The organism is Kitasatospora sp. NPDC028055 (genome assembly GCF_040637885.1).
Classification (GTDB): domain Bacteria; phylum Actinomycetota; class Actinomycetes; order Streptomycetales; family Streptomycetaceae; genus Kitasatospora.
This window is the reverse complement of sequence record NZ_JBEZXE010000043.1, coordinates 19,130-43,316: the sequence shown is the minus strand read 5'-3', so window position 1 is coordinate 43,316 and position 24,187 is coordinate 19,130. Positions and strand designations below refer to the sequence as shown.

The window sequence follows — 24,187 nt, the reverse complement described above, 5'->3', positions numbered from 1 at the left end:
CGCGTTGACCCTAGGCTGCACTCGCGCAACACATTGCGCACGCGCCGGCGCGCTCCGCCGCCCGCGTGCTCCTCCGAGGTGCAGGGGATCCCTCATGCTCACCGTCAGATCCCGACGGGCGGCGTTCGCCGTCGTCGCCGCCGCAGGTCTGTTCGGCACGGTGGTCGTGCCGACGGCCGCTCAGGCCGCCGACGCCAACGCCAAGCGTCACAAGACCGTCAACCTCCAGCTGCTGGCGATCAACGACTTCCACGGCAACCTGGAGCCCCCGGCGGGCTCCTCCGGTACGGTCAAGGAGATCGACCCGGCCACCGGCAAGGAGATCTCGACCCCGGCCGGCGGCATCGAGTACCTGGCCACCGAACTGCGCAAGGCGCGGATCCCGGCCGACGACTCGATCACCGTCGCGGCCGGCGACATCGTCGGTGCCAGCCCCCTCACCTCGGCGCTGTTCCACGACGAGCCGACCATCGAGGCGATGGACAAGCTCGGACTGGACGTCACCTCGGTCGGCAACCACGAGTTCGACCAGGGCGCGGCGGAGCTGCTGCGCAAGCAGGAGGGCGGCTGCCACCCGACCGACGGCTGCTACGAGCCCGGCCGGACCTTCAAGGGCGCCAACTTCAACTACCTGTCGGCCAACGTCACCGACGAGAAGTCCGGCAAGCCGCTGCTGCCACCGTACTGGGTGACCAAGTCGCAGGGCGTCAAGATCGGCTTCATCGGCGTCACCCTGGAGGGCACGCCGAACATCGTCACCGCCGAGGGCGTCAAGGGCCTCAAGTTCGCCAACGAGGTCACCACGATCAACAAGTACGCCGCGGAGCTCAAGGCCAAGGGCGTCAACTCGATCGTCGCGCTGGTCCACGAGGGCGGCTACCCGGCCAGCAGCGTCTACAACTACGACTGCGGGGCGGCCGGCCAGGGCATCTCCGGCCCGATCGTCGACATAGCGAAGAAGATCGACCCGGCGGTCGGCGCCATCGTCACCGGCCACACCCACAACGCGTACGCCTGCAGCATCCCCGACCCCAACGGCGTGCCGCGCTCGGTGACCAGTGCCGCCTCCTTCGGCCGGCTGTTCACCGAGATCGACATGAAGCTGGACAAGACCACCGGCGAGATCGTCCGCCCGTCGGTCAAGGCCGAGAACCACGTGGTGCGGCGCACGGTCGAGAAGGCCCCGGACATGACGGCGCTGATCGACCACTACGCCAAGCTGGCCGCCCCGAAGGCCAATCGGCCGATCGGCTACATCTCCGCGGACATCAACGGCCGCGGCAGCAGCGACCTGGAGAAGCCGCTCGGCGACGTGATCGCCGACGGGCAGCTGGAGGGCCTCGCCCCGGCCGACAAGGGCGGCGCCCAGGTGGCCTTCATGAACCCGGGCGGGCTGCGCTCCGACCTGGTCCACAGGGCCTCGGGCAGTGAGGGCGACGGCGTGGTGACCTACGGCGAGGCGTTCACCGTCCAGCCGTTCACCAACATGATGCAGGTCAAGACGCTGACCGGCGCCCAGCTGGTCCAGCTGCTGCAGCAGCAGGTGAGCGGCCCCAACGACGCGGCGCCGAAGATCCTCCAGGTGTCCTCGAACCTCCACTACACCCTGGACATGCGCAGGACCGGCGCGGACCGGGTGGTCCTGGACTCGATCCGGCTGAACGGCGCACCGGTCGACCCGGCCGCCAAGTACCGGGTCGCCGCCAACGAGTTCCTGGCCGGTGGCGGCGACGGCTTCCCGGCCTTCGCGGCCGGTACCGACAAGCTCGTCGGCGCCTCCGACCTGGACGTCTTCACGGCCTACCTGGCGGCCCACAGCTCGGCGGCCTCGCCGTTGAAGCCGCCGGCGCAGGACCGGATCAAGGTCCTCGGCCCGGGCAGCGACATCGACTGACCGAGAGCCGGACACCGGCCCCGGTAACGGGGCCCTCGGACGGGCGGGGCGCTGTCGGGGCGCCCCGCCCGTCCTGCTGTTCCGGGCGGCTACTCGGGGGCGGGGCCGCCGGGAAGTCGTACGGTCGCCAGCGCGCCCGGTCCGCCGTCCTGGGCCGGGCCGAGGGTGACCTCCCCGCCGGCCTCCCGGACGCTCTGCGCGACGATCGACAACCCCAGCCCAGAGCCGGGGAGTTGGCGCGAGGAGGGGGAGCGCCAGAACCGGTCGAAGACGTACTGGAGCTCGTCCGGCGGGATGCCGGGACCGTGGTCGCGGACGGTCAGCACGCCCTGCTGGAGCCGCACTTCGATGGTGCCGCCGGGCGGGCTGTACTTCACCGCGTTGTCCAGCAGGTTGATCACGGCCCGTTCCAGGCCCGCCGCGTCGCCGTGCGCGTACCAGGGCTCGACGGTCGTCTCGAAGACCAGTCCGGGACCACGGAGCTTCGCCCGCTCGACCGCCCGTCCGGCGATCTCGTGCAGGGCGACCACCGTCAGGTTCGGGCCGGTCTTGGGGGTGTCGGGACGGGAGAGCTGGAGCAGGTCGCCGATCAGCACGGTGAGTTCCTGCATCTGGGCCTTCATGTTGCCCAGCAGCTTGGTCTTGGTCGCCGGGGGCAGCGGGCGGCCGGTGTCGTTGCTGCGGATCAGCAGGTCGACGTTGGTGCGCAGCGAGGTGAGCGGCGTGCGCAGCTCGTGGCCCGCGTCGGCGATCAGCCGGGTCTGGCGCTCGCGGGAGTTGGCGAGGGCGGTGCTCATCGAGTTGAAGGACGTGGACAGCCGGGCGATCTCGTCGTCCCCGTTCACCGGGATGGTGGTGCCGACCTCCTCGGTGCGGGCGATGTGCTCGACGGCGTCGGTGAGCCGGTCGACGGGCTTGAGGGAGGAGTGGGCGACGAGGCGGCCGGCGACGGCGGCGAGCAGGATGCCGCCGAGGGAGACGGCGCCGAGGAGGATGGCGAGGCCCTGGAGGGAGTCCTCGACGGACTTGGTCGGGGTTGCCACCATCACCAGTACTGGGGGGAGTCCGCCACCGGGGCGCCCGACGGAGATCCGGACCATGGCCGGGTCCCCGTTGGTGTAGCTACCGTCACGGATGATCGACTGGCCGTTTCTGAGTTGGAGTGCCTTGACGTCGTCCTTCTGGGTTGCGATCGCCCTGCTGGCGTTCGGTGGCAAGCACACCTGGGTGGGATCTGTCACAACGTACTGGGTGTCCCGGGGAACCGGGCCTCCGGTGACCTCTGGCGGAGCTGTCCGAATCTGCTGGAGCGCTTCCTCTGGTGTGCTGGGGCAGGGAACGTGGAGGAGGACGCGTTGTGGCTGGGGTGCGCTCCGCAGTTCTGATTCCACCTGGCCGTAGAGCTGCCTCTCCACGATGAACCAGCACGCCAGCGCCGACAGGGCGATGGCCACCGCCACCGCGGCCGCCGTCATGAACGTGAGGCGGCCGCGCAGCGAGCGGGAGCGGTACCACTGGACGATGCGCCGGCGCCTGCTGGGCACCACGCGCGGTGGGGCCAGCGGCGGGGGCGGAACAGCGCTCACGCGTTGGTGCCGGCGGCCGGGCGGAGGGCGTAGCCGACGCCTCGGACGGTCTGGATGAGGCGCGGCATGCCGCCCTGCTCGGTCTTGCGGCGCAGGTACATCACGTACACGTCCAGGGAGTTGGAGGAGGGCTCGAAGTCGAAGCCCCAGACCGCCTTGAGGATCTGCTCGCGGGTGAGGACCTGGCGGGGGTGGGAGAGGAACATCTCCAGCAGCATGAACTCGGTGCGGGTGAGTTCGACCGGCTTGCCGGCCCGGGTGACCTCGCGGGTGGCGGTGTTCATCCGCAGGTCGGCGAAGGCGAGGACCTCGCTGTCGTCCTCGGCGGCGGCGCGGGCGGCGGCCTCGGTGGCGAGGGCGTTGCGGCGCAGCAGGGCGCGGACGCGGGCGAGGAGTTCGTCGAGTTCGAAGGGCTTGGCGAGGTAGTCGTCGGCGCCGACGTCGAGCCCGGTGACGCGGTCGCCGACGGCGTCGCGGGCGGTGAGCATCAGGACGGGCACGGTGTCGCCGCGGGAGCGCATCCGGCGGACGGCGGTGAGGCCGTCCATCCGGGGCATCATGATGTCCAGCAGGACGAGATCGGGCTTGTCGCGCTCGACGGACTCCAGGGCCTCGTAGCCGTCGGTGGCGGTGGCGACCTCGTAGCCCTCGAAGGCGAGGCTGCTCTCCAGGGCGTCCCGGAGGGCGGGTTCGTCGTCGACCACGAGGAGCCGGGCGGAGGGGTGGCCGGCCTCGGCGGGGGTGCGGTCGTCGGCGGACGGGGTCATGGGCTGCTGCCCTTTCTCGTCGGGTGGAGGGCTCGCTGTCGGGTCTGCTGGGTCTGCTGCTGGTGGCAATTGTCCGCCTCGCGGACGTTCACCGGTTGCTACGGATTGTGGCTCACAGGCTCTGGCCGGATTCCAGCTTCGGCAGGACCTGCTTGATGTCGTTCATCGGGATGGCGAAGCCGAGGCCGACGCTGCCGGCGCTGCTGCTGCCCGAGGAGCCGGAGCCGCTGGGCGCGTACATCGCGGAGTTGATGGCGATGACCTGGCCGTTGGCGTTGATCAGCGGGCCGCCGGAGTTGCCGGGGTTGAGGGCGGCGTCGGTCTGGAAGGCCTTGTAGGTGGTGCTGCTGCCGCTGTTCTGCTGCTGCTGGGCCCCGCCGCCGCGCAGGCCGGGCACGCCGGGCAGGAACGGGAGGCCGAAGCCGCCGTTGCCGCTGGTGGAGCCCTCGTCGAGCTGGACGGTGACGTCGCGGTTCTCGGCGCTGATGATGCCGGAGGTGACGGTGCCGGTGAGGCCGTCGGGGTTGCCGATGGCGACGACCGGGTCGCCGATGGCGACGGTGGAGGAGTCGCCGAGGACGGCGGGGGTGAGGTTCTTGGCGCCGCTCGCGGTGATCACGGCGACGTCCAGGTTCTTGTCGGTGCCGGTCACGGTGGCGGGGGCGGTGGAGCCGTCCTTGAAGGTGACGGTGATCCGGCCGCCGTTCGACGCGCCGTCGATCACGTGGTAGTTGGTGAGGATCCGACCGTCGGCGTCCAGGACGACGCCGGTGCCGGTGGCGGTGCCGTTGCTCTCCTTGACGGTGATCTGGACGACGCTGGGCGCGACGGCGGCGGCGATGGCGGGCACGTTGGCGGTGCCGTCGGTGCGGGCGGAGACGGGGCTGGCGATCGTTCCGACCCGGGTGTCGGAGGACTGCCGGTCGGCGGCGATGACCCCGCCGGTGACCCCGCCGATGACGGCGGCGATCGCGGCGACGGCGGTCACCAGGGCGAGCCGTCCGCGCAGCAGTCCGCGCCGGGCCCGGCCGCCGTGGTGGCCCGGGCCCTCGGGGCCGGAGGGGTGGCCGAGCAGCGTGGGCGGCTCGGGCGGCATCAGCGGGGGAGGCGGCGTCGCGCCGAAGGCGGCACCGTGGTGGTCCTCGTGGTGGCCGTACCCGGAGTACGGGTCGGTGCCGTCCTCGTGGTGGCCGTACCCGGTGCGCGGGTCGGTGCGCGGGTCGGTGCCGCCGGTGTCGGAGCCCAGCACGGTGCCCTCGATGACGCGGGGCTCGTACGGACCGTACTGCTCGCTGGGGTTGTGCCGCTGTTCGCTCATGCCGACCAAGCTCCGCCCGGTGGATGAGGACCGGATGAGAAGCGGCTCAGAACGGGGCGAGAAGCCCGTTGACTTCTCATAAAGCCTGGTCAGGCAGCTCTTGGGGCGGAACGGGAAGTTCCGCTCCGGCTAGTCCAGCGGGGCCCGGTCGGGCGCGGCCCCGTCGCAGCCGCAGGAACGGCGGATGACCAGGCGGGACGGGAACTTGCGGACCCGCTCGGTGTCCGAGCCGGGCACCATCAGCGAGTCGTCCAGCACCAGGTCCACGGCGGCCCGGGCCATCGCGTCGCGGTCGGAGGCGACGGTGGTCAGCGGCGGGTCGGCGAGCGCGGCCTCGGGCACGTCGTCGAAGCCGGCCACCGCGAGGTCCTCGGGGACCCGCAGGCCGACCTCGCGGGCGGCCCGCAGCACGCCGATCGCCTGGTCGTCGGTGGAGCAGAAGACGGCCCGCGGCCGGTCGGGCGAGCGCAGCAGCCGGAGCGCGACGTCGTACGCGCCGTAGCGGTGGAAGGGGGCGTCGATCAGGTGCGGCTCGGTGGGGATGCCGTGGGCGTCCATGGCGCGCTGCCAGCCCTCGACGTGGTCGATGACCGGGTCGCCGGGGGCGGGGGACTCCACCGGGCCGCCGAAGCACGCCACGTACGGGTGCCCGTGCACCTCCAGCAGATGGCGGACGACGGCCTCGGCGCCGCCCACGTCGTCGGTGACCACCGCGACGTCGTCGATCGCCTCGGGGCGGCGGTGCAGCAGCACCACCTTCGCGCCCTCCATCGCGGCGAACTCCTCGGCGGCGCGCTGCGAGGGGCCCTGGCTGACCAGGATCAGGCCGGAGACCCGCATGCCGAGGAAGGCGCGGACGTAGTGGACCTCGCGGTCGTCGACGTAGTCGGAGTTGCCGATCAGGACGAGCTTGCCGCGCTCGGAGGCGGCCCGTTCGACGGCGTGGGCCATCTCGGCGAAGAAGGGCTGGCGGGCGTCCGGGACGACCATGCCGATCAGGTTGGTCCGGCGGGAGGCCATCGCCTGGGCGACGCTGTTCGGCCGGTAGCCGAGCTGTTCGATCGCCGCGAGGACCTTCTCCCGGGTCGCGGGCGCGACCGGGCGCGGACCGTTGTTGATCACGTAGCTGACGACCGCGGTCGAGGTCCCAGCCAGTCGGGCTACATCGTCGCGCGTCACCTTGGCCACGGATGGAGTCTACGCGTGTGGTCCCCGGGACGGCAGTGGGAGCCGGGGCCGCTCCCGGGCGGGACCGGGAGCAATCCGGACGAGCCGGACGGGCCGACGGCCCGCCCGACCCGCCCGGCTCCTCCGGGCGGGCCCGTCAGGCCTCCAGCGGGGCCGAGGGGCGCTGGGCGAGGTCCGGGCGCTCGCTCTTGTCGGTCTTCTCCGGGACGACGAAGCGGTAGCCGACGTTGCGCACGGTGCCGATCAGCTGCTCGTTCTCCACGCCGAGCTTGGCGCGCAGCCGCCGGACGTGCACGTCCACCGTGCGGGTGCCGCCGAAGTAGTCGTAGCCCCAGACCTCCTGGAGCAGCTGGGCCCGGGTGAAGACCCGGCCGGGGTGCTGGGCGAGGTACTTGAGCAGCTCGAACTCCTTGAAGGTGAGGTCGAGCGCCCGGCCCTTGAGCTTGGCGGAGTAGGTGGCCTCGTCGACCGAGAGGTCGCCGTTGCGGATCTCCATCGGGCTGTCGTCGGTGGCGACCTGGAGGCGGCCGAGCGCGAGCCGCAGCCGGGCCTCGACCTCGGCCGGGCCGGCGGTGTCCAGCAGGACGTCGTCGATGCCCCACTCGGCGGTCACGGCGGCCAGGCCGCCCTCGGTGACCACCAGGATCAGCGGGGAGCCGATGCCGGTGGAGCGCAGCAGCTGGCACAGGCTGCGGACCTGCGGCAGGTCGCGGCGCCCGTCGACCAGGATGACGTCCGCGCTGGGGGTGTCGACCAGGGCCGACCCCTCGGCGGGGGCCACCCGGACGTTGTGCAGCAGCAGGCCGAGGGCCGGTAGCACTTCGGCGGACGGCTGCAGTGCGTTGGTGAGGAGGAGGAGTGAACTCATACCCGGGGGTCCCCTTTCCGGGTCGTCGCGGTCGCGCCCCGGCTGCCGCCGCAGTCGGTGGGCGCAGGTGCTGAGGGCAGGGGGGAGGACGCCCGGGGGGTGCCGCGGGAGCACTCGGCGCACCGGGGGTCCCGCAACCCGCGGCGCACCGTTTCTGCCCTGTTCATCCCGCGAACCCTCCGGTCTGGTCCGGTCCCGGGTGGCGGCCCGGCGCCGGGGTGGCGACACCCCGTCGGCCCGGCACGTCCTTGTGCCGAGAGAGCGGGGCGGTTCCCACGAAGCGTCGGGGGTGGGCCGACGAATCGCACGAACGTCCGTACTGGCGTCCTGAAAGCACAAAAGGACCCGGGGGCGACTCTGCCCGGATCCCTCTTGGAGGTCGAGGATAGCCGACCGCTCTGCGCGCCGGGAGTGCGTGAATCCGACGGTTCGCCCAATCCGGGCGTGCGCCGGGTGAGCCTGGCCACAGCTTCGAGCCCCGCTCCGGGCCGGTCGGGCCAGGGCGATTGCCGCTCGCACCGGCGGACACGCCATCATGGGACGCACATCGGCGGCGCTGCCCGGGTCCATCGTTCGGGTGGTCGGGGCACGCTCCGGTGGCGAGCCGGACCGGGTCACCGGGGCCGGGCGAGGACGAACGGAATGGGGTGGCCCGATGGGCGCGACCACCGAGCCCGCGAGCGGCGCCCGGGCGCGCGGGACGATCCGCTACTGGGCGGCGGCGAAGTCCGAGGCCGGGCTGGCCGAGGAGCCGTACGAGGCGGCGACCCTGGCGGAGGCGCTGGCGGCGGCCAGGGCGCGGCACGCCGACCGGCCGAAGCTCGTCCAGTTGCTCGGGCACTGCTCGTACCTGGTCGACGGCGCGCAGGTCGGCGGCCGGGACCACGCGACGGTGGCCCTGACCGAGGGCGGGACGGTCGAGGTCCTCCCGCCGTTCGCGGGAGGCTGAGCGGCGTGACGGACATGAACGACCCGAACAACCCGAACCACGGCGGCGGCTACGGCAACTGGCCGCAGCAGCCGCAGCAGCCCTATCCGCAGCCGCAGCAGTACCGGCCGCAGCACGCGCCGCAACCGCCGCAGCACCCGTACGGCTACCCGGTGGACGACGCCGACGCCACCGCCGTGCTGCCGCCGGTGCCCGCACTGGACGACGCGGCCGCCACCACCCTGCTGCCGCCGGTGCCCCCGATGGACGACGCGGCGACCACGCTGCTCCCGCCCGTCCCGCCGCTGGACGACGCGGCGGCCACCACGCTGCTGCCGCCGGTGACGGTCTCCGGCGCGATGCCGGTCGCCCCGCCGCCGCAGCACGGCCGACCGCCGCAGCACGGCCGGCCGCCGGTGCACCAGCCGCCGGCGGCGCAGCCGTACCCGCCGCAGGGGCCGGCCCAGTCGTACCCGCAGCAGCCTCCGGCGGCGCAGCCGTACCCGCCGCAGGCGCCGCCGGCTCAGTCGTACGGGCAGCAGGCCCCGCAGCAGGCCCCGCCGCCGCCCTCCCGGGCGCGGCACGCGGCCCCGGCCGGGGCGCCCGCTCCGGCGCCGCGGACAGCCCCGCAGCAGGGCGCCCCGCAGGGCGCGCCGCTCGGGCACCCCGCGGCCGCGGTGCCGCCCGTGGGCACGCCGCCCGTGGGGGCGCCCGGTGCCGGGCCCGGCCTCGACCAGCCGACCATGACGCTCAAGCGCCCGGACGCGCCCGCGGCCCCGCCGTACGGCGCCGTCCCGGTGCAGCCGGTGCCGGGCGGCCCGTTCCCGGGGGCCCCGTCCCCGGCTGCGGCCCCGTCCCCGGCCCCGGGCGGCCGGACCGGTTCGCCGATCATCGACCCGGGCCTCCAGCCCGCCCTGATCACCGCCGCCGTGGCCGCGCTGCTGGCCGGCGGTGCCGCGCTGGGGCAGGTGGCGCTGGCCCTGGTGGTGGCGGCGCTGCAGCTGCTCACGGCGGCCGGCTGGTTCCGGCTGAACGGCATGTGGCCGGCCCGGCAGGGCATCCTGCTGGCCGCGCTGGCCGGGCTCACCGCCGACGTGGCGGTGCTGCTGGCGGACGCCGGCAGCGGCGTGGCGGCCGTGGTGGGCGCCCTGGGCGGGTTCTTCCTGCTGGTGCTGGTGCTCCAGACGTTCCGTCCGTCGGACCCGAAGGAGCGGTTCTACGCGCTGACCGTGCTGGGTTCGGCCACCGTGGTGACGGCGCTGTGCACCACGCTGCTGCTGGCCGACTGGGTGCCGGCGGGGGTGGGCGCGGTCGCGCTGGCGACCCTGCTGGCGGCGGCTCCGCTGCCCGGGCCGAAGCAGCTGGGCCCGGTGCTGGGCCTGGTCGCGGCGGTGCTGCTGGGCTTCCTGGCGGGCGCGCCGGTGGCGCTGGGTGCGCTGGCCGGGCTGGGGGCGCTGGTCGGCCGCCGGGTCGCGGCGTACGACTTCCCGTCCCGCTTCGTGCACATGACGGCGGGCGTGGCGCTGCCGCTGGCGGTGGCCGCGCCGCTGATCTGGATGGCCACCGGCCTGCTGGCCGGCTGAGTCGGGTACGTCACGACCGCGTCCCGCCCCGGAACCACCTTCCGGGGCGGGACGTCGTACGGTCGTGCGGGAGGGCCGCGCCCGGCGCGGCTCCGGGACGGACGACGGCGACCGGCGACGACGGGGGACACGATGCGCGGATGGCTGAAGGCGACGATCGGCCTGGTGGTGCTTTCCGGGCTGCTGGTGGGCGCGGACCGGATCGCGGTCGGCGTGGCCGAGGACGAGGCCGCCGACCAGTTGGTGAAGAACGGCCGGATGGGCCAGCGCCCGGACGTCACGATCGAGGGCTTCCCGTTCCTCACCCAGGTGGTCTCGAAGAAGCTGGACGACGTCCGGATCTCCTCGGACGGACTGACCGTCCAGAACAACGGGCAGCAGGTGGCGCTGCACTCCTTCAAGGCGAAGCTGTCCGGGGTCGAGGTGAGCGACAGCCTGAACAGCGCGACCGTGGACAGCGGCGCCGGCAGCGGCGTGATCAGCTACCAGGACCTCGCCCAGCTGCTGCCCCCGGCCTCCCAGCTGATGGGCGGCCCGCTGCCGGTCGGCGGCAACGCCCGGCTGAGCCTGTCGTACGGCGGCCCGGGCAAGGTGAAGGCCTCGCTGGGGCCGGTCTCGGTGGGTGAGGCCACCGTGCACAACACGGGCAACACCATCACCGTGGACGGCCTCAAGCTGAGCTCGCTGGCCGAGATGGTCGCCGGGCTGGGCAACCGGAAGATCGAGCCGGCCGCCTTCACCCTGGACTCGATGCCGGCCGGCCTCCAGCTGGCCGCCAAGGACGGCGTGGCGCCGCTGCCGGAGGGCCTCCAGCTGTCCTTCGAGGGCAAGGGCGTCAAGCTGCTGGGCTGACCGCCCTCCTCCTTCGCCCTCCTCCTCCGGCCGCCGCCGGCCGGTCCGAAGAGGCACCCTCCGTTCCGCTCCGCGAGACGCGCTGTCCAGCGCGGCCCGCGGAGCGGCGTCGTTTCCGCCCGTTGTGCGCCGCCGGCGGGGGCCCGCCCGCCGCCCGGCGGGCCGCACCGAGGGCAAATCCCAGCATCCGGTCGTTCTGGTCTCGGCATTCGATACGCTGATGACAGCGGGCCTCCGGTGTCCCTAGCATCGTCGGCATGAAGCGACAGACGGATCTCACGAAGCGGCGGGCGGTCGACCTGTGCCGCGTGGCCGCCTGTCTGTGTCGAATGCGCTGAGTCGGCATTCCGGCAGGGCAGTTCGTGCCCGCCGCCGACCTTCCGGTGACCTCGTCCGGCCCTCGGGGCCGATGGTCCTCCGTACTCCGCAGTTCCCCGCCCGATCGCCCCGGCTTCCCTCCCCCGTCCCATCATTCGGACAGGATTTCGGACCGCCTCCGTTCGGGTACCCCGGCACCACCCCGGCAGCACCCCCGCTGAGCAGCTGAGCAGCACCTTCCGCAAACCGCCCTCGGATGGAGAACACCACCATGAGCCGCAGCGACGTCCTGGTCGACGCCGACTGGGTCCAGGCCCACCTGGACGACCCGAAGGTCGTCATCGTCGAGGTCGACGAGGACACCTCCGCGTACGACAAGAACCACATCCGCAACGCCGTCCGGATCGACTGGAAGCAGGACCTCCAGGACCCGGTCCGCCGCGACTTCATCGACCGGGCCGGCTTCGAGGCGCTGCTCAGCGCCAAGGGCATCGCCAACGACGACACCGTCGTCCTGTACGGCGGCAACAACAACTGGTTCGCCTCGTACGCCTACTGGTACTTCAAGCTGTACGGCCACGGCGACGTCCGCCTGCTGGACGGCGGCCGCAAGAAGTGGGAGCTGGACTCCCGCGACCTGGTCGCCGAGGTCCCGGCCCGCCCGGCCACCGAGTACAAGGCGCAGGCCGCCGACTCCTCGATCCGCGCCTTCCGCGACGACGTGATCGCCGCCATCGGCACCCTCAACCTGGTCGACGTCCGCTCGCCCGACGAGTTCTCCGGCAAGCTGCTCGCCCCGGCCCACCTCCCGCAGGAGCAGTCGCAGCGCCCCGGCCACGTGCCGAGCGCCCGCAACATCCCGTGGGCGAAGAACGCCAACGACGACGGCACCTTCAAGAGCGACGACGAGCTCAAGGCCCTCTACGAGGCCGAGGGCATCGACCTGGCGAAGGACACCATCGCCTACTGCCGGATCGGCGAGCGCTCCGCGCTCACCTGGTTCGTGCTGCACGAGCTCCTCGGCCAGGAGAACGTGAAGAACTACGACGGCTCGTGGACCGAGTACGGCAGCCTGGTCGGCGTGCCGATCGAGCTCGGCAGCAACTGAGCCCCCGGCTCGACCCGTAAGTCAGAAGGAGACAGACATGTGCGGTGCGAAGGCCGGCGGGCCGGACCTGGCAGGAGTTGACGTGGCGAACGAGACGATCATCCAGGGTTCGGTGACCCGCGACGGTGAGCCGGTCAACGGCTACGTCCGGCTGCTGGACGAGAACAACGAGTTCACGGCCGAGGTGCCCACCTCGGCGACCGGCCAGTTCCGGTTCTTCGCCCGCCCGGGCAAGTGGACCCTGCGGGCGCTGGTCCCGGGCCAGACCGTGGACCGTCAGGTGGTGGCCTCCCAGGGCGCCGCCGTCGAGGTCGCGATCGCGGTCTGACCGGCACGGACGATCACGCCGAGGGCCCCTGCCGTGCGGGGGCCCTCGGTCGTACCGTGGAAGACGTGCAGACGAGGCGCCGGCGGCGCTACTACTACGCCATGATGGGCGTGTGCCTGGGCCTGTTCGTCCTGGCCTGGGGCGTGGTGCGGTTCTTCTCGGTGGGAGCCGCGGTCGGCCTGTGCGTGGTCGCGATGGTCATCCCGCCGGCCGCCGCGGTGTTCGCCAACAAGCGGGACCCGGACGACGACTGGTGGAACGACCCGCGCTGGGAGGACCCGAAGTGGGACGAGCCCGGCCACGACCGGAACCGCCCCGACCACGAGGAACGCCCGTAGGGCGTCAGTAGACCAGCGCCTGGACGCCGTCCGCCATGATCTCGCTGACGAAGACCTGCGCGCCCGCGATCCGGACGCCCTCGACGGTGTCCTTCTGCTCGATCCCGCGCCGGGCCGCGCACTGGGTGCACAGCGTCACCGAGCCGGCCGCCAGGATCGACTCCAGCAGGTCCGGCAGCGGTGCGGCGTGCGGCAGCTCGAACTCCGCCGCCTTCCCCGGCAGGGCGAACCAGGAGGACTCCCCGGTCAGCCACAGCGAGACCTCGATCCCGCTGGCGACGGCCACGGCCGCCACCGTGAAGGCCTGCGAGCACCGCTCCGGCGCGTCCGCACCGGCGGTCACCTTGATGACGAGCTTCTTCGACATGGCGCCACCTTAGAGGTCCCGCCGCCCCCGTCCGCCGTCATCGTGGAATCCCATGGGCAAACCTTGAACGGCGCCCCGGGGAGGCGGTGCGGCGCCTGACGCTGCGGCGCGGAAGCCGACGTGGTGGGGCTCACCGCGACCGACCGTAGCCCTCCGGATAGAGTGAGCGCGAGCAAAATCCACCACACTGTCGCCGCCTGGGAGCCCCCCGTGTCCGGTCTGGAAATCTTCTTCGACGGTCTGCTGGCCCTGATGGCCGTGCTGATCACCTGGTTCGCCATCTTCTCGGTGATGAAGCTGTACCAGGGCCAGCGCTGACCCTGCCGTACGGTTGAGGCAGACCGCACCGACCACGACAGCGACCAGGAACATGATCGAGATCCCTTCTGACCTCCACAGGGACGTCGTCCCGCTCGCCTTCCTCCTCGGTACCTGGGAGGGCGCGGGCGTGTACGACTTCCCCGGCACGGAGAAGTGCAACTTCGGCCAGGAGATCGTGATCCGCCACGACGGCCGTCCCTTCCTGGAGTTCCGCTCCCGCACCTGGGTGCTGAACGAGGAGGGTGAGAAGGTCCGCCCGCTGGAGAACGAGCACGCCTTCTGGCGCATCACCAGCAACCACGACGGCACCAGCGGTGTCCGCGGGATCGAGATCTCCTCCGTCCGCGACGACGGCACGGTCGAGATCTGGTACGGCGAGCTGGCCGACGGCAAGCCGCAGGTCGACGTCTCCACCGACGCGGTGGCCCGGATCGAGGGCTCCCCGGAGTACACCGGCGGCAAGCGGCTGTTCGGCTTCGTCAACGGCGAGCTGCTCTGGGTCGGCGAGAAGGCCGCCCCGAACGTGCCGCTGCGCCCGTACATGTCCGCGCAGCTCAAGAAGGTGCTCAGCCCGGCCCAGCTGATCAAGGACATCAACGACCTGCCGGACGACGGCATCGCCTTCTTCAAGTAGGCACAGCCCGAGCGGCCGCGGCGAGCAGCCGCGGTTCAAGACGTTCCGTGCACGAGTAGGGACCGGCCCGCGGCCGGTCCCTACACTTGCCACAGGACCCCCGACCTTGGCAGGGACAGAAACCGTGGCGGACACCGGCACCACCGACTGGCAGCTCTCCGGCGACTGGAAGGCCGACCTGCGCGAGCGCGGCTACCGCCTCACGCCGCAGCGGCAGCTCGTGCTGGAGGCCGTGGACGCCCTCGACCACGCCACCCCCGACGACATCCTCTGCCACGTCCGCAAGACCGCCAGCGGCATCAACATCTCCACCGTCTACCGGACCCTGGAGCTGCTGGAGGAGCTGGGCCTGGTCTCGCACGCCCACCTCGGCCACGGCGCCCCGACCTACCACCTGGCCGGCCGCCACCACCACCTCCACCTGGTCTGCCGGGACTGCGAGAAGGTCACCGAGACCGACACCGAGATCGCCCAGCCGCTGATCGACCGGCTGCGCGAGCAGCACGGCTTCGACACCGACCTCAAGCATTTCGCCATCTTCGGCCGCTGCGCCGACTGCGCCGCCGGGCCGGCCGCCGAGCGGTCGTAAGCTGGCCGGTATGACCGGTGTGAAGAGCCCGCTGCTTGCCCTGCCCGGAGCCGTCCCCGCCGAGGGGGCCGACGAGGGCGTCGCCGCCCACTACGGCGACATCTTCCGCGAGCAACGGAACCTGTCCCGGGGCACCGGCTTCGTCGACCTCTCGCACCGCGGGGTGGTCACCGTCACCGGCGCGGACCGGCTCGCCTGGCTGCACCTGCTGCTCACCCAGCACGTCAGCGGGCTGGAGCCGCAGCACGCCACCGAGGCGCTGGTGCTATCCCCGAACGGGCACGTCGAGCACGCCCTCTACCTGGTCGACGACGGCACCACCACCTGGGCGCACGTCGAGCCCGGCACCCAGGAGGCGCTGGTCGGCTACCTGGAGAGCATGAAGTTCTTCTACCGGGTGGAGGTCGCCGACGCGACCGCCGACTACGCCGTGGTCCACCTGCCGGCCGGCTCCACCGGCTCCGTCGAGGGCGCCGCCGCCGTCCGCGAACTCCCGTACGGCCGCGACCTGTTCGTGCCGCGCGCCGAGCTGGCGGAGCGCACCGCCGGGTACGGCCCGGCGGCCGGCGTCTGGGCCTACGAGGCGCTGCGGATCGAGGGCCACCGGCCCCGGCTCGGCTTCGAGACCGACCACCGGACCATCCCGCACGAGGTGGACTGGCTGCGCACCGCCGTCCACCTGCAGAAGGGCTGCTACCGCGGCCAGGAGACCGTCGCCCGGGTGCACAACCTGGGCCGCCCGCCGCGCCGGCTGGTCTTCCTGCACCTGGACGGCACCGAGGAGACGCTGCCCCCGCACGGCACCGAGGTGCGGCTGGCCTCCGACCCGGACGGGCGGGCGCTGGGCGTCGTGACCTCCTCGGCCCGGCACCACGAGCTGGGGCCGATCGCGCTGGCGGTCGTCAAGCGGAACGTCCCGGTGGACGCGGTGCTGCTGGCCGGCACGGTGCCGGGCACCCAGGACGTGATCGTCCCGCAGTAGGCCGGGGCGAGGGGTCGTGCCGGGGCCTCAGGGGTCCGGCCCTCGGGCCCGCCGGGGCCTCAGACCTCGACCAGGACGGTGAACGGGCCGTCGTTCACCAGCGCCACCTGCATGTCGGCGCCGAACCGGCCGGTCTCCACCTTGGCGCCCAGCGCGCGCAGTTGGGCCACCACCTCGTCCACCAGCGGCTCGGCGACCGGCCCGGGGGCGGCGGCGGTCCAGGTGGGCCGGCGGCCCTTGCGGGCGTCGCCGTAGAGGGTGAACTGGCTGATCACCAGCAGCGGGCCGCCGATGTCCGAGCAACTCTGCTCCACACCCTCGCCGTTGACCGGCAGGATCCGCAGCGTCCAGAGCTTGCGGGCCAGTTGGGCCGCCTTGGCCGGGGTGTCCTCGTGGGTCACGCCGACCAGGACGCAGAGCCCGGGCCCCTCGATCGCGCCGACGGTCTCTCCGGCCACGGTCACCCGGGCCTCGGTCACTCGCTGCACCACTGCTCGCATGCCGCCATTGTGCCGGAGCGCACGAGCGCCCCGTGGGGTCTCGGGGGAATCCGCGGGCGTACACCCGGGGCGCGCGCAAGGGTGGCGCACGCCGTGCAGTGCGCGCCTGCGCAGGTTCGGGCGCTGCTCCTGCTGCGGAAAGACCCGGTCATATCAGCCACCCCCGTTCGCCAGGGGGCCGTTCGGGTGCACGGGCGGTGCGCGCGCGCCGGGTGGGGTGGCACGCTGGGGGACCGTACGAAGGGCCCGGCGCGCTTGGAGGTCCGCCGCACCGGGCCGGGGTTCGGCCGGGCGGTCGAGCCGGTAGGTCAGGCGTTCTGTCGGGGTCGCCCCGGCGGGTGGTCCCGGCCGGGGAGTGGAACCCTTCGGGGCCCCCGGGCGTGCCAACGGACGGGACGCACGAGCCCGTCGGGGGACGGGCCGGGCCGGCGGCAGGGACGGAGTGCCGCGAGCGGGCGGGATCGGACGACGGCAGGTGGGTTGGATGATGGACGCGAGCAGCGCGGCGTGGAGCCGTTCCGGACCGGTGGCGCAGGCCGCCGGGGACCGGCCCTGGACGGCCGTTCAGGACGGTGAGCCCGACCTGGAGGCGCTGGGCCTGGACCAGCTGCGGATCCTGCGCCGGGAGACCCTGGCCCAGGAGGCCGACCTGTCCTACCTGCGGCGGCTGCTGCACGGGCGGATGGACATCCTGCGCGCCGAGCTCGACCGGCGCCCCGGCGGCGGCCCCGCCCACCCGGCCCCGGCGGCCGGCGAGGGGCCCGGCGGCGACCTGCTGGACCGGCTGCCGGCCATCCTGACCGACGCGCCCTCCACGGTGCGGCGCTCGGCCCGGCACGTCACCCTCGGCCCGCCGCGCACCCAGGAGTCCCAGCTGGAGGCGGACGCGCTGATGGGCGACGTCCAGCTCGCCGACCTGGCGGCCCACCCGGCGGAGGAACTGCTGGCCGCCCTGGAGCGGCTGCGCGCCCACGAGCGCGAGGTGTCCGGCCGGCGCCAGCGGCTGCTGCGGACGGCGGACGGTTGCAATGCCGAGATCACCCGCAGGTACCGTGATGGGGAAGCACGGGTCGACGACCTGCTCTCGGAGAGGCCGCTCTAGACCGGGTGAGTCGTCGTGGGGCGGGTGGGTCCGGCTTCCTCCCGGCCCACCCTCGCCCCCGGAAGGCTCCGCGATGTCCCAGTCCGCCACCCCGCCCGTGCTCGCCGAGGTCATACGCTCGGGCTTCACCGAGGGCAGGCACCACGGCTCCCTGGTTCTGTTGGCCGCCGACGGTTCGGTGGAGTTCGCGCTCGGCGATCCCGAGGCGCCGGTCTTCCCGCGCTCGACGGCCAAGCCGTTCCAGGCGATGGCGACCCTGCGGGCCGGGCTGGCGATCGAGGGCGAGCTGCTGGCCCTGGCGGCCTCCAGCCACTCCGCAGAATCGTTCCACCTCGAGGGCGTACGGGCCATCCTGGGCTCCGCCGGCCTCGACGAGTCGGCCCTGCGCACCCCGGCCGACCTGCCCCTGGACGAGACCGAGGCGGAGCTGCTGCTCGCCGCCGGCGGACGGCGCGCCCCGATCCTGATGGACTGCTCCGGCAAGCACGCCGGCTGGCTGGCCGCCTGCGTCGCCAACGGCTGGGACACCGAGGCGTACCTCGACCCGGCGCACCCGATCCAGGGGCTCGCCCGCGAGGCCCTGGCCGAGGGCACCGGTGAGACCCCGGTGCACACCGGGGTGGACGGCTGCGGTGCCCCGCTGCTCGCCGTCACGCTGACCGGCCTGGCCCGCGGCTACCGCAGCCTGGTGCTCGCCGGGGAGGGCACCGCGCAGCGGCGGGTGGCCGACGCGATGCGCGCCCACCCCGAGTACGTGGCCGGCACCCGCCGGGCCGACACCCTGCTGATGCGGGCCGTTCCGGGCGCGCTGTCCAAGATGGGCGCCGAGGCCGTCCAGGTGGTCGCGCTGGCGGACGGCCGGGCGCTCGCCTTCAAGATCGACGACGGCTCCGAGCGGGCCCGCGGCCCGGTGCTGGCGGCGGCGCTGCGCCGGCTCGGGGTGGCCGGCGCGGACGACGTGGTCGAGCGGATCGGCGCGGCCCCGCTGTTCGGCGGCGGCGTCCCGGTCGGCGAGGTCCGCGCGGCGTTCTAGGGTTCCTGGCCTGCGGTCGGCCTTCGGTCGGCCGTCGTCGGGGTGCGGGCCGGGCGGGGGCGGTGCACGGTGGACGGGGGCCGTCGTACAGCTGAGGGAGTCCGCCATGACCGACCACGTGTACCGGGTGACCGAGATCGTCGGGTCCTCGACCGAGAGCGTCGCCTCGGCCATCCGCAACGGGGTGGAGCGGGCCTCCCGGACGCTGCGCAACCTCGACTGGTTCGAGGTCACGGAGATCCGCGGCCACATCGAGGACGGCCAGGTGAAGCACTACCAGGTCGGGTTGAAGGTCGGCTTCCGGCTGGAGGACTGAGCCCTTCGGAGCGCCTCCCGGAACGCCTCCCGGAACGGCAGGGGCCGGGACCCGCGGATCGGTCCGCGGGCCCCGGCCCCCTGGCTGTCCCGACCTAGATCGGAACGACGGATCAGTGGCCGCCCTGCTCCGCGAGACGCTTGATCGAGGCGGTGACCTCGGCCTCGGCCTCGACCCGGCCGACCCAGTTGGCGCCCTCGACCGACTTGCCCGGCTCCAGGTCCTTGTAGACCTCGAAGAAGTGCTGGATCTCCAGGCGGTCGAACTCCGACACGTGGTGGATGTCCCGCAGGTGCTCCCAGCGCGGGTCGGTCGCCGGGACGCACAGCAGCTTGTCGTCGCCGCCGGCCTCGTCGGTCATGTGGAACATGCCGATGGCGCGGCACTTGATGAGGCAGCCGGGGAAGGTCGGCTCGTCCAGGATGACCAGGGCGTCCAGCGGGTCGCCGTCCTCGCCGAGCGTGCCCTCGACGTAGCCGTAGTCGGCCGGGTAACGGGTCGACGTGAAGAGCATCCGGTCGAGCCGCAGACGGCCGGTCTCGTGGTCGACCTCGTACTTGTTACGAGAGCCCTTCGGGATTTCGATAAGGACGTCGAATTCCAACGGTTCCTCCAAGGTAGGGACTGACAGAATCCAAGTGTCTCCTACGGGAGTGAGTGCTGGGGAAAGGGGCCGGTCGGTGGGAGCTGGGGCGGGGGCGGCGCGACGTCGCGGGGGTAGGGCCGCAGGGCTGTTCGGAGCGGCCCTCCTGGTCGCCGGGACGGTGCTGGGAGCGGGCGGTGCGTACGCGCAGCCGTCCCCGGCGCCGGGCGGGCACAGCGCGGGGCGGGGCGAGGACGACAACGGCCGTGGCGACCAGGGCGAGCAGGGTGACCAGGGCGGCCGCGATGGCCGCGACGGACGCAAGGGCGAGCAGGGGAGGAGCGGGCCGACGCCGGACCGGAGCCCCGCCCGCCGGGCCGAGCCGCCCGCCGCCACGCCCGGTGGCAGCGGTGCCGGCGGTGGCAGCGGATCGCCGGTCGCGCGCCCGGTGCCCGCGGCGGGCGCCGTCCTGGCCGTCGCCGGGGACGGCCAGGAGGCGGCCGTCCCCACCACCCAGGGCCTCCAGCAGGCGCTGGCCCCCGCCCTCGCCGACAAGAGCCTGGGCACCGTGACCCTCGCCGTCGCGGACGCGGCCGGCGGTCAACTCCTGTACGGCTCCAACGAGAACACCCCGGCCACCCCGGCCTCCACCACCAAGCTGGCCACCTCGGTCGCGGCCCTGTCGCTGATCCCCGCCGACACCCGGCTCACCACCCGGGTGGTCCGCGGCGCGGACCCGGGCTGCGTCACCCTGGTCGGCGGCGGGGACCCGACCCTCACCGTGCTGCCCGCCGACCAGGTGCAGATCGGCGGTCAGCCCGCCGACGCCGACACCGCGCCGGCCTCGCTGGAGTCGCTGGCCCGGCAGACCGCCACCGCCCTCAAGGCGGCCGGCACCACGACCGTCCGGCTGGACTACGACCTGTCGCTGTACCCCGACAGCACCCAGCAGCGGAAGCCCGACAACGAGAACCTCGCCCTGGTCGTCCCGCTGATGGTGGACGAGGCCAGGGTCGACCCGAAGAGCAAGGACGAGGCCCCGACCCGGGTCGCCGACCCGGCCGGCGCGGCCGCCACGGCCTTCGCCACGATGCTGGCCGCCCAGGGCGTCACCGTGGAGGGCAGGCCCAAGCCGGCCGCGGCCCCGGCCGCCGCCGACGCCCCCGTCCTCGGCAAGGTCGACTCGCCGACCCTCGCCCGGCTGATCGAGCGCCTGCTCACCACCTCGGACAACCAGCTCGCCGAGGCGGTCGCCCGCCAGGTCGCCCTCGCCGGGCACCAGCCGGCCAGTTACGAGGGCGCGGCGACTGCCGTCACCAAGGAACTCGGCAGGCTCAGCGTGCCGATGACCGGCGTGGTCCTCAACGACGGCAGCGGCCTGAACACGGACAACCGGATCCCGCCCGCCGTCCTGGTCCGGCTGCTCGCGCTGGCCGCCTCCGACCAGCACCCCGCGCTGCGCCCGGTCCTCACCGGCCTCCCGGTCGCCGGGTTCACCGGCACCCTCGCCAAGCGCTACGGCTCGGGCTCCGGCGCCGCCGACGCGGCTGGCCTGATCCGCGCCAAGACCGGCACCATCAGCGGGGTCAACACCCTCGCGGGCACCGTGGTGGACGCCGACGGCCGCCTGCTGGTCTTCGCCGTGATGACCCGCACCACCGCGTCGGCGGACACCGCCCGCGCCGCCGTGGACCGGATCGCCGCCCGCCTCGCCTCCTGCGGCTGCCACTGACCCCGCTCCCCGCCGCCCGCCGCCGCGGTGTCCGCCGCGGTGTCCCGCCCCGGCGGGATCCGGGGGCGGTGGCCGGGTTCGAGCGGGCGGGCCCACGGGCAGGCTGCCCGGAGAGCGGGCGGCCCTCGCGTCGACCTCGCCCGAGCCGGTGCCGGCGGCCCACGCCGCGGCCCGGACGGGGCGCGGCGGGCGGGGGAACGGACCGTCCCCGGCCGCCGCCACTGCCGCCCCGGAGGGGGCGGAGGTGTTCGTGGCGGGTGGCTGCCGTTGACGGTGGGGAGCACGTACGGTGAGGGCATGACGAGCGCGAGCGGCGGGGCTGACATGGTCGACTGGAATCTCGCGGTCGCTACTGCGACCAGGTTGGTGCGGCCGGGGCCGGAGGTGAGCCGGGCCGAGGCGGCGGCGGTCGTCGCCGAGCTGCGCCGGCACGCGCTGGAGGCCGAGGAGCACGTGCGGGCGTTCACCGGGATGCGGTCGAGCAGTCTGGCCGCGGCCGCCGCGACGCCGGTGCTGGTGGTGGACCGCCCGGGCTGGGTCCGGGCGAACGTGGCGGGCTTCCGCACGGTGGTCCAGCCGCTGGTGGAGAAGCTCCAGGCGCGGCGGGCCAACAGTGCGGCGGCGGGCGTCTTCGGGGCGGTGGGGGAGAAGGCCACCGGGATCGAGGTCGGCGCGCTGCTGGCGTTCCTGGCCACCAAGGTGCTGGGCCAGTACGAGACCTTCGCCCCGGCCGAGCCCTCGCTGGAGGCGCCGGACAGCCCGGCGGCGCTGTTCGACAAGCCGCGGCTGGGCCCGGAGGGCGCGGGGCCGGGCCGGCTGCTGCTGGTGGCGCCGAACATCGTGCACGTCGAGCGCGAGCTGGACGTCGACCCGTCCGACTTCCGGCTCTGGGTCTGCCTGCACGAGGAGACCCACCGCACCCAGTTCACCGCGGTGCCGTGGCTGCGCGACCACATCCAGTCCGAGGTGCAGTCCTTCCTGGCCGAGACGGACGTGGACCCGGGCGCGCTGCTGGAGCGGCTGCGCGACGCGGCGGGCTCGCTCGGCGCCGGCCTGCCGGGCACCGGCACCCGGGAGGGCCGGGACAGCGCCCCCGGCGGGAACCTGCTGGAGATCGTCCAGTCACCCGCCCAGCGCGAGATCCTCGGTCGGCTGACGGCGGTGATGTCGCTGCTGGAGGGCCACGCGGACGTGGTGATGGACGGCGTCGGCCCGGCCGTGGTGCCGACGGTGGCGGAGATCCGGGAGAAGTTCCAGCAGCGCCGCGACCGCGGGGCGAACCGGCTGGACCTGATGCTGCGCCGACTGCTGGGCATGGACGCCAAGCTGCGGCAGTACCAGGACGGCGCGGTGTTCGTCCGGGCCGTGGTGGAGCAGGTCGGCATGGAGGGCTTCAACCGGGTGTGGACGTCCCCGAACACCCTGCCGACCAAGGACGAGATCCACGACCCGGCCGCCTGGGTCGCCCGGGTCGGCCGCTGAGGCCCCCGGGAAGAGCCCGGAAGGGCCCGGAAGGGCCCCTGGGGAGGCCCGGATCGGGCATTCCCGGAGGACCGGGGGACCGCCGGCGGTCGGCGGCGGTCAAACCCGCTCGTACGAGTGGTCCAATCGGGCAGGTGATGGGTGAAGATACGTTTCTCCATTCACCCGTACGTGGGACGGTGGTCGTACTGGTGGCGCGGGTGGCGTAGCGGCCCGCCACTTTCTGCCACCATCTGTGAGCGCCCGGTAACGCGGCGCTATTCAGGTGCGCGGCTCCGGCCGCCCGCCGCAGTCCTGTCCCCTCCGTCGAGGAGTCGTCCGCCGTGGGCCCTCACCCCGCCGTCGCAGCGATACGCCTGGCCGTTCGCCGTACGCTCACCGACCTCGCCGCCGAGGCCGGTACCACCTTCACCGCGCCCGTGCGCGAACCCCGTGAGCGCCCTGCCGGGGCGCCGCTGGTCGGTGCCGCCGTCGGCACCACCCTGATCGGCAACGCCGCCCGCCACCCCTCCGGGCTGCCGCGCACCCCGGCCGCCCCCGGCTCGCCGCTGGTCCTGGTCGCCGTCAGCGGCGGCGCGGACTCGATGGCGCTGGCCATCGCCGCCGCCTTCGAGGCCCCCAAGATCGGCCTGCGGGTCGGCGCCGTCACCGTCGACCACGGCCTCCAGGACGGCTCCGCCGACCGCGCCGCCCAGGTCGCCGAGCGCCTGCGCTCGCTGGGCCTGGACCCGGTCGAGGCCGTCCCGGTGCGGGTCGGCCGGGCCGGCGGCCCCGAGGCCGCCGCCCGGGACGCCCGCTACGCCGCCCTGGACGAGGCCGCCGAGCGCCACGGCGCGATCGCGGTGCTGCTCGGCCACACCCGGGACGACCAGGCCGAGACCGTGCTGCTGGGCCTGGCCCGCGGCTCCGGCTCCCGCTCGCTGGCCGGGATGCCGGCCCAGAAGGGCCGCTACCGCCGCCCGCTGCTGGAGCTGGACCGGGCGGCCACCCGGCAGGCCTGCTCCGCCCAGGCGATCCCGGTCTGGGACGACCCGCACAACTGTGATCCCGCCTACACCCGCTCCCGGGTCCGCCACGAGGTGCTGCCGGTGCTGGAGAAGCACCTGGGCGGCGGCGTGGTCGAGGCGCTGGCCCGCACCGCCCGGCTGTTCCGCGACGACGCCGACGCCCTCGACCAGTGGGCCTCGCTGGCCGAGCGCGACCTCCGTACGGGCGAGGGCACCCTGGACGCCGTGAAACTGGCCGAACTGCCGTCCGCCGTCCGGCGCCGGGTGCTGCGGCGGGCGGCGCTGCGGGCGGGCTGCCCGGCCGGGGACCTCTTCGCCCGGCACCTGGAGACGGTGGACCTGCTGGTCACCGGATGGCGCGGCCAGGGGCCGCTGCACCTACCCGGGGGCGTCGAGGCCACCCGTAGGTGTGGCACGCTGGTCTTTCGGCGGCAGGGCGACTGAGGGCGAGGCACGTCCCGGG

General features: G+C 73.8%; 25 protein-coding genes. 17 read left to right on the top strand and 8 right to left on the bottom strand.

Features of this window, described 5'->3' with window-relative positions; translation table 11 throughout:
• Positions 1–94 precede the first annotated feature (94 nt).
• Positions 95–1,894: a bifunctional metallophosphatase/5'-nucleotidase gene (locus AB0F71_RS31515; protein ID WP_360241563.1), complete on the top strand. Its 1,800-nt coding sequence runs from the start codon at positions 95–97 to the stop codon at positions 1,892–1,894.
• Positions 1,895–1,983: 89 nt separating this feature from the next.
• Here the strand turns inward: AB0F71_RS31515 and AB0F71_RS31510 are convergent, their stop codons facing one another.
• From AB0F71_RS31510 to AB0F71_RS31490, 5 genes are all read right to left on the bottom strand, one after another.
• Positions 1,984–2,940 carry a HAMP domain-containing sensor histidine kinase gene (locus tag AB0F71_RS31510; protein ID WP_360241560.1) on the bottom strand — a complete coding sequence of 319 codons (957 nt, stop codon included), beginning with the start codon at positions 2,938–2,940 and terminating at the stop codon, positions 1,984–1,986.
• Between the two features lie 536 nt (positions 2,941–3,476).
• Positions 3,477–4,247, bottom strand: coding sequence for a response regulator transcription factor (locus AB0F71_RS31505; RefSeq protein WP_360241557.1), 771 nt, complete (start codon positions 4,245–4,247; stop codon positions 3,477–3,479).
• Positions 4,248–4,359: 112 nt separating this feature from the next.
• Positions 4,360–5,565, bottom strand: coding sequence for a trypsin-like peptidase domain-containing protein (locus AB0F71_RS31500; protein WP_360241554.1), 1,206 nt, complete (start codon positions 5,563–5,565; stop codon positions 4,360–4,362).
• Positions 5,566–5,694: 129 nt separating this feature from the next.
• Entirely contained in the window at positions 5,695–6,753 is a 1,059-nt protein-coding gene (locus AB0F71_RS31495; protein WP_360241551.1) for a LacI family DNA-binding transcriptional regulator, read from the bottom strand.
• 136 nt (positions 6,754–6,889) lie between these two features.
• Positions 6,890–7,621, bottom strand: a complete 732-nt coding sequence (locus AB0F71_RS31490) for a response regulator transcription factor (protein WP_360241548.1) — start codon at positions 7,619–7,621, stop codon at positions 6,890–6,892.
• Between the two features lie 655 nt (positions 7,622–8,276).
• Here AB0F71_RS31490 and AB0F71_RS31485 point away from each other — a divergent pair.
• The 7 genes from AB0F71_RS31485 (at position 8,277) to AB0F71_RS31455 (ending at position 13,076) form a co-directional block, all read left to right on the top strand.
• Complete coding sequence (locus AB0F71_RS31485) at positions 8,277–8,570, top strand: MoaD/ThiS family protein (protein WP_360241545.1); 294 nt, start codon at positions 8,277–8,279, stop codon at positions 8,568–8,570.
• A 5-nt stretch (positions 8,571–8,575) separates the two neighbouring features.
• A complete protein-coding gene (locus tag AB0F71_RS31480) occupies positions 8,576–10,132 on the top strand; it encodes a hypothetical protein (protein WP_360241543.1) in 1,557 nt (518 codons plus the stop codon).
• A gap of 132 nt (positions 10,133–10,264) precedes the next feature.
• Entirely contained in the window at positions 10,265–10,984 is a 720-nt protein-coding gene (locus tag AB0F71_RS31475; protein ID WP_360241540.1) for a DUF2993 domain-containing protein, read from the top strand.
• Between the two features lie 257 nt (positions 10,985–11,241).
• A complete protein-coding gene (locus AB0F71_RS31470) occupies positions 11,242–11,322 on the top strand; it encodes an Ms5788A family Cys-rich leader peptide (RefSeq protein WP_350517234.1) in 81 nt (26 codons plus the stop codon).
• A gap of 251 nt (positions 11,323–11,573) precedes the next feature.
• On the top strand, positions 11,574–12,410 hold the full coding sequence (locus AB0F71_RS31465) for a sulfurtransferase (RefSeq protein WP_360241537.1): 837 nt from the start codon (positions 11,574–11,576) through the stop codon (positions 12,408–12,410).
• 37 nt (positions 12,411–12,447) lie between these two features.
• On the top strand, positions 12,448–12,738 hold the full coding sequence (locus tag AB0F71_RS31460) for a DUF1416 domain-containing protein (protein WP_045692289.1): 291 nt from the start codon (positions 12,448–12,450) through the stop codon (positions 12,736–12,738).
• 101 nt (positions 12,739–12,839) lie between these two features.
• Entirely contained in the window at positions 12,840–13,076 is a 237-nt protein-coding gene (locus AB0F71_RS31455; RefSeq protein ID WP_360241622.1) for a hypothetical protein, read from the top strand.
• Positions 13,077–13,080: 4 nt separating this feature from the next.
• Here the strand turns inward: AB0F71_RS31455 and AB0F71_RS31450 are convergent, their stop codons facing one another.
• A complete protein-coding gene (locus AB0F71_RS31450; RefSeq protein WP_360241533.1) occupies positions 13,081–13,443 on the bottom strand; it encodes a DsrE family protein in 363 nt (120 codons plus the stop codon).
• 370 nt (positions 13,444–13,813) lie between these two features.
• On the opposite strand from AB0F71_RS31450, the gene AB0F71_RS31445 reads away from it, so the two are divergent.
• From AB0F71_RS31445 to AB0F71_RS31435, 3 genes are all read left to right on the top strand, one after another.
• Positions 13,814–14,398, top strand: coding sequence for an FABP family protein (locus AB0F71_RS31445; RefSeq protein WP_360241531.1), 585 nt, complete (start codon positions 13,814–13,816; stop codon positions 14,396–14,398).
• A 106-nt stretch (positions 14,399–14,504) separates the two neighbouring features.
• Positions 14,505–14,987: a Fur family transcriptional regulator gene (locus AB0F71_RS31440; protein WP_360241528.1), complete on the top strand. Its 483-nt coding sequence runs from the start codon at positions 14,505–14,507 to the stop codon at positions 14,985–14,987.
• A 19-nt stretch (positions 14,988–15,006) separates the two neighbouring features.
• Positions 15,007–15,969 carry a folate-binding protein gene (locus tag AB0F71_RS31435; RefSeq protein ID WP_360241619.1) on the top strand — a complete coding sequence of 321 codons (963 nt, stop codon included), beginning with the start codon at positions 15,007–15,009 and terminating at the stop codon, positions 15,967–15,969.
• Positions 15,970–16,028: 59 nt separating this feature from the next.
• Here AB0F71_RS31435 and dtd read toward each other — a convergent pair whose 3' ends face one another.
• Complete coding sequence (dtd, locus tag AB0F71_RS31430; protein ID WP_350509234.1) at positions 16,029–16,469, bottom strand: D-aminoacyl-tRNA deacylase; 441 nt, start codon at positions 16,467–16,469, stop codon at positions 16,029–16,031.
• A 484-nt stretch (positions 16,470–16,953) separates the two neighbouring features.
• Here dtd and AB0F71_RS31425 point away from each other — a divergent pair, with 484 nt between their 5' ends.
• The 3 genes from AB0F71_RS31425 (at position 16,954) to AB0F71_RS31415 (ending at position 18,920) form a co-directional block, all read left to right on the top strand.
• A complete protein-coding gene (locus tag AB0F71_RS31425) occupies positions 16,954–17,571 on the top strand; it encodes an ABC transporter substrate-binding protein (RefSeq protein ID WP_360241525.1) in 618 nt (205 codons plus the stop codon).
• Between the two features lie 73 nt (positions 17,572–17,644).
• On the top strand, positions 17,645–18,604 hold the full coding sequence (locus AB0F71_RS31420; protein WP_360241522.1) for an asparaginase: 960 nt from the start codon (positions 17,645–17,647) through the stop codon (positions 18,602–18,604).
• Positions 18,605–18,710: 106 nt separating this feature from the next.
• Positions 18,711–18,920, top strand: a complete 210-nt coding sequence (locus AB0F71_RS31415; RefSeq protein ID WP_360241519.1) for a dodecin — start codon at positions 18,711–18,713, stop codon at positions 18,918–18,920.
• A gap of 112 nt (positions 18,921–19,032) precedes the next feature.
• On the opposite strand, the gene AB0F71_RS31410 is transcribed toward AB0F71_RS31415, so the two are convergent.
• Complete coding sequence (locus tag AB0F71_RS31410; RefSeq protein WP_189924907.1) at positions 19,033–19,524, bottom strand: inorganic diphosphatase; 492 nt, start codon at positions 19,522–19,524, stop codon at positions 19,033–19,035.
• 160 nt (positions 19,525–19,684) lie between these two features.
• Between AB0F71_RS31410 and dacB the strand changes: the two genes are divergently transcribed.
• From dacB to tilS, 3 genes are all read left to right on the top strand, one after another.
• Positions 19,685–21,235 carry a D-alanyl-D-alanine carboxypeptidase/D-alanyl-D-alanine-endopeptidase gene (gene dacB / locus AB0F71_RS31405; RefSeq protein WP_360241515.1) on the top strand — a complete coding sequence of 517 codons (1,551 nt, stop codon included), beginning with the start codon at positions 19,685–19,687 and terminating at the stop codon, positions 21,233–21,235.
• A 297-nt stretch (positions 21,236–21,532) separates the two neighbouring features.
• On the top strand, positions 21,533–22,717 hold the full coding sequence (locus AB0F71_RS31400; protein WP_360241512.1) for a zinc-dependent metalloprotease: 1,185 nt from the start codon (positions 21,533–21,535) through the stop codon (positions 22,715–22,717).
• Between the two features lie 323 nt (positions 22,718–23,040).
• Positions 23,041–24,168 carry a tRNA lysidine(34) synthetase TilS gene (gene tilS, locus AB0F71_RS31395; RefSeq protein ID WP_360241509.1) on the top strand — a complete coding sequence of 376 codons (1,128 nt, stop codon included), beginning with the start codon at positions 23,041–23,043 and terminating at the stop codon, positions 24,166–24,168.
• The last annotated feature ends 19 nt before the right edge of the window (positions 24,169–24,187 follow it).

Coding starts and splice junctions, on each gene's coding strand:
- AB0F71_RS31445 (WP_360241531.1), top strand. CDS start 13,814: ATGATCGAGATCCCTTCTGACCTCCACAGGGACGTCGTCCCGCTCGCC.
- AB0F71_RS31460 (WP_045692289.1), top strand. CDS start 12,448: ATGTGCGGTGCGAAGGCCGGCGGGCCGGACCTGGCAGGAGTTGACGTG.
- AB0F71_RS31450 (WP_360241533.1), bottom strand. CDS start 13,443: ATGTCGAAGAAGCTCGTCATCAAGGTGACCGCCGGTGCGGACGCGCCG.
- AB0F71_RS31500 (WP_360241554.1), bottom strand. CDS start 5,565: ATGAGCGAACAGCGGCACAACCCCAGCGAGCAGTACGGTCCGTACGAG.
- dtd (WP_350509234.1), bottom strand. CDS start 16,469: ATGCGAGCAGTGGTGCAGCGAGTGACCGAGGCCCGGGTGACCGTGGCC.
- AB0F71_RS31415 (WP_360241519.1), top strand. CDS start 18,711: ATGACCGACCACGTGTACCGGGTGACCGAGATCGTCGGGTCCTCGACC.
- AB0F71_RS31420 (WP_360241522.1), top strand. CDS start 17,645: ATGTCCCAGTCCGCCACCCCGCCCGTGCTCGCCGAGGTCATACGCTCG.
- AB0F71_RS31515 (WP_360241563.1), top strand. CDS start 95: ATGCTCACCGTCAGATCCCGACGGGCGGCGTTCGCCGTCGTCGCCGCC.
- AB0F71_RS31425 (WP_360241525.1), top strand. CDS start 16,954: ATGATGGACGCGAGCAGCGCGGCGTGGAGCCGTTCCGGACCGGTGGCG.
- AB0F71_RS31490 (WP_360241548.1), bottom strand. CDS start 7,621: ATGAGTTCACTCCTCCTCCTCACCAACGCACTGCAGCCGTCCGCCGAA.
- AB0F71_RS31400 (WP_360241512.1), top strand. CDS start 21,533: ATGACGAGCGCGAGCGGCGGGGCTGACATGGTCGACTGGAATCTCGCG.
- AB0F71_RS31455 (WP_360241622.1), top strand. CDS start 12,840: ATGATGGGCGTGTGCCTGGGCCTGTTCGTCCTGGCCTGGGGCGTGGTG.
- AB0F71_RS31465 (WP_360241537.1), top strand. CDS start 11,574: ATGAGCCGCAGCGACGTCCTGGTCGACGCCGACTGGGTCCAGGCCCAC.
- AB0F71_RS31470 (WP_350517234.1), top strand. CDS start 11,242: ATGAAGCGACAGACGGATCTCACGAAGCGGCGGGCGGTCGACCTGTGC.
- AB0F71_RS31475 (WP_360241540.1), top strand. CDS start 10,265: ATGCGCGGATGGCTGAAGGCGACGATCGGCCTGGTGGTGCTTTCCGGG.
- AB0F71_RS31505 (WP_360241557.1), bottom strand. CDS start 4,247: ATGACCCCGTCCGCCGACGACCGCACCCCCGCCGAGGCCGGCCACCCC.
- AB0F71_RS31485 (WP_360241545.1), top strand. CDS start 8,277: ATGGGCGCGACCACCGAGCCCGCGAGCGGCGCCCGGGCGCGCGGGACG.
- AB0F71_RS31510 (WP_360241560.1), bottom strand. CDS start 2,940: ATGGTGGCAACCCCGACCAAGTCCGTCGAGGACTCCCTCCAGGGCCTC.